The organism is Protofrankia sp. Cas8, assembly GCF_963555845.1.
Lineage (GTDB): Bacteria > Actinomycetota > Actinomycetes > Frankiales > Frankiaceae > Protofrankia.
Map to the genome: position 1 here is coordinate 1 of NZ_CAUVXI010000256.1, position 3,573 is coordinate 3,573.

Consider the following 3,573-nt stretch of genomic DNA (forward strand, 5'->3'; position numbering starts at 1 on the left):
GGAGGAGTCGGCGCTGGCGGTGGCGACCCAGTGGCCGTCGGGGGAGAAGGCCACCGCCCGCATCCGGTCGTCGTGGTCGAGGCGGCCGGCAAGTCGTGGCGCAATCTTCATCGCATGGCGTGCCGCGAGGTCACCTTCGAGTGTTGGTGCGCGGGTGAGTGATTCAGCGGCGAGCAGTGCGGAAACCGCGCGTGGGACGGTCCGGGTGGAAAGTACAAGGTCGGCCTGGGCAGCCAACCGGAGAGCTTCCGATCGGTTGACCAGCGCTTGTAGATTGGCTATCCGTTGCGCATGATCTTTTGTGCTCTTATCCACAAGATATCTGATGTGAGACGGAATGTCGGACGGACGACGCTCCGTCCAGCTCTCCGCTTCGGCGATCCGATTTTCCGGGATCGGATCATCCCGCTGGTACAGTTCTTCCATCCTGGTGCGCCAGCGGACGAAGTCGGCGTTCTCCGCCACCAGGCGAGCGAGCCGTTCCCATCCTCCGATGAGAGCCTCATGTGTCAGTTCGGCCGTCGGAACGTCATCATTATCTTTGTCAAGGGTTACAAGGCGTCCCTTAGCTAGTCGATCAAGAACGTTCCAGTCCGCTCCGATATCGCCTTGGCGAGCGATGCGCCGCGTGGCCGGCCCATGATCGAGTCCCGTGCGCACGAGGCTGAGCAGCGCTCGATGAAGAACCTCTTCGGACACCCCGTCGGCAAGGAGATCCGCAGCAATCCGTTCGGCGTGTGTCCCGAGCGCGCCGGTGACCCCACCGATCCTGGTGTATTCCTCATGTCGCAGCATGCCGGCATACTGCAGGTCCCACAGCTGGGACACGGTGAACTCGACCAGGGGCAACGTACCCTGGTCGCTCCCCGCGTCCTGCAGGATTCTTTTCACCAATCCTTCCGCGTAATTCACTTCTCTGCGTTTGGCGGGTTCTATGATCGCTTGTTGTAGTTGAATGGACGTCATCACCTGGAGCGGGAACATCCGATCATTCAGGCTCGCTGTCACTGAACGGTGTGAAAGCAGGCTGTTCACAAAGTCCGCCCGCAGTGAAATCAGGATGCGCGCCGGTATTGTAGGCGACGGAGGATCCTGAAGAATCATCTTTATCAGTTCCCGGGCCTGGTTTTCAGTGTCGTCCGTCAGGCATTCTTCGAACTGATCGGCGATGACCGGCAGGCATTCTTCGAACGGATCGGCGATGAGCAGAACCGATGTACCACGTGCCGCCGCAAGTTCCTCCAGTGACTCCCACAGGTCTTCTGCGCGTAGGTGCGCGCTGCGGGTTCGGATCTGGTCAACGGGCGGCTCACGCGACGGGTCGTTGCTTTCAGCGCGCAGGAGTGCGGCGGCCAGGGCATCGAGTGGACGAGTGCCGGGTCGGAAGGATGCCACCGTCCATGATCTCTGATTGCGCAGTAGTGGAATCAGACCTGCCTGTACCAGGGAGGTTTTTCCCACCCCGGACGGACCGGTCAGACAGACCAGCGTGTCCACGCGAACCCGGGCGGCGAGCCTCTCCGCCTCCCCACCGCGGCCGACAAACAGATCCGCGTCCTGCTCCCGAAAAGCGCTGAGCCCCCGATAGGGAGAGGGCGGGACAACGCGGCATACGTCAGGCCATACCTCGGCGAGACGGCGAACCGGAATAGCGTATGCATCTTTGACATCGTCATCCCGGGCGGCTACTGACAGCAGACCAAGGACTATGCTGTCAGGGCCGAAGACGGGAGAGCCGCTGTAACCCGGTTGAGCCCGAAGTGCCGCTTCGTTCGACTTGTCGAGCTGTAGCATCCCGCCGCCGACGGTTCCGATCAACGTGGCTGAACTCCACCCTCCGTGAGGCCGTGGTGGGTCTGTTGGGAAACCGAAAACGGTCACATCGACCGGAGGGACTCTGCCGTCGAGCCGAGCTGGACAGGCAGTGGTCGGCAGCGGTTCGCCGATAATGCGCAGACCGGCAATGTCACCACCAAAGGTACCGTTTTGTGGCGGTGGTCGCCATGCTTCCACCGTTGCCTCTCGCAGCGGCGACCCATCGAGTTGAGGAAAATCAATGAGTAATCCGCCAGTCGGTTTGTCTTGCGTCCGCTGCGGTCGGCCAAGGGCGGTGTTGACCACATGGGCGCAGGTCACGATTTCTCGTTCACCGACGAGTACACCGACCCCCGCTGCCTTACGCGTCGATCCTTGACGGATTCGAACGACGCATCCTCGCCGCGGATCTACCGGCTCGGTCATGTCGTGCTTTCACCGCGCCAGGTCATCGAGACGGTGAAATTCACTGCGGCCGTGCCCTTTGCGATGATCAGACCTGTTTCACCGCCGACGTTCAGCCCGAACTCCACGGTGAATTCGTCCGGGGTGATGCCCCGAAGGTGTTGGTGAATCGATCGCACCATAGGCGCCAGATCTGCCAGCGAGCTTTCCAGCGCCCGCCGAGCACGGGCCGCTATCGTCCCCGGATCATCGGATGCCAGCTGAAGTTCACCGGGAACCTCTCGCCGGTCCACCTCGACCACCACCACGCCGCCGCCTTCCAGCGGCACCTCCATCAACACCCCAGATCCCCCCGTATTTGTCTGATCACTGGTTCCCTCCGACCGCACATGACGGCCGTAGTCCGTACCACACCGTCATCATCTCTCAGAGCGTCGCAGCAGATGTCAGCATATAGCCACGCTCGGGGATATAGACAGCGTCAATCACTGAGCGTGAGCATTGTGTCGATGCGGTCGCGAGCCGCCTGGTCCTGACCAGCGAGGCACTTCGCGTAGACCTTGAGCAGGACGGCGACGGAGTGGCCGGCCCACTCGGCGACCTGGGTTGCGGGTACGCCCGCGTTCAGCCACGTCGACACCGCGGCATGGCGTAGATCGTACGGCCGGCGCGTGCACCAACACCCACCACCGAAAGGATCACCTATGTCCGAGAACCGCACCCGCAAGCCGGACCTCACCAACTTCGAGCCCGACGCCGTCACCTGGACGACGTCCAGCTTCTCCAACTACGCCGGGGGCATGTGCGTCGAAGCAGCAGCGCACGACGGCGGGGTTGTCGTCCGCGACTCCAAGAGCCCGGGCGGACCCGTGCTGTCGTTTTCCCGCGCCGAGTGGGCCGCGTTCGTCGACGGCGTCGAACACGGCGAAATGCGCTTCTGAGCCGATCCGCACCATCTCGGGCACTCACCGCGTTCTCTCCACTGCGGTGGGTGCCAGGCGCTGTAACTGGACGAGCACCGGTTTACCCTAGGTCCGCAACCTAACGAACACGGAAGGTGCGTGCAATGGCGTGGAACAAGCGGGGCAGCACCGGCGGCGGCGCGAGCACCGGCCGAGACGGCGTCAAACGTGGCGGTAAGGATGCCACCGCAAAGACGAACGTCAGCGAAGTTGAATTCGCCGACTGCCCGACGTGCAACGGCACCGGAAAGGTCATCTTCGACAGGGTTGAGACGGACGAAGAAGGCAACTTCAGCGGCACACAGGAACGGAAGTGCAGCGCCTGCGCCGGCGGCGGGAAGGTCAAGAAGAAGTAATGGCGGACGACCCGACGCCCGGCGAGACGCCGGTC

4 protein-coding genes and 1 pseudogene are annotated in these 3,573 nt (G+C 62.7%); 2 read left to right on the forward strand and 3 right to left on the reverse strand.

Going from position 1 to position 3,573, the window contains the following annotated elements; genetic code table 11:
* From U9977_RS24340 to U9977_RS24350, 3 genes and pseudogenes are all read right to left on the reverse strand, one after another.
* Positions 1–2,241: trypsin-like peptidase domain-containing protein (locus U9977_RS24340; protein WP_322751612.1), on the reverse strand; the 2,241-nt coding region annotated here is incomplete at its 3' end.
* A complete protein-coding gene (locus U9977_RS24345; RefSeq protein ID WP_322751618.1) occupies positions 2,238–2,555 on the reverse strand; it encodes a CU044_2847 family protein in 318 nt (105 codons plus the stop codon). The genes U9977_RS24340 and U9977_RS24345, both read right to left, overlap by 4 nt.
* Before the next feature lie 146 nt (positions 2,556–2,701).
* Positions 2,702–2,890: pseudogene (locus U9977_RS24350) on the reverse strand (integrase); the annotation flags it as partial.
* A 34-nt stretch (positions 2,891–2,924) separates the two neighbouring features.
* Between U9977_RS24350 and U9977_RS24355 the strand changes: the two are divergent.
* A complete protein-coding gene (locus U9977_RS24355) occupies positions 2,925–3,161 on the forward strand; it encodes a DUF397 domain-containing protein (protein ID WP_322751613.1) in 237 nt (78 codons plus the stop codon).
* Between the two features lie 125 nt (positions 3,162–3,286).
* Positions 3,287–3,538 (forward strand): hypothetical protein, encoded by a 252-nt coding sequence (locus U9977_RS24360; RefSeq protein ID WP_322751614.1) that lies wholly within the window; start codon positions 3,287–3,289, stop codon positions 3,536–3,538.
* The last annotated feature ends 35 nt before the right edge of the window (positions 3,539–3,573 follow it).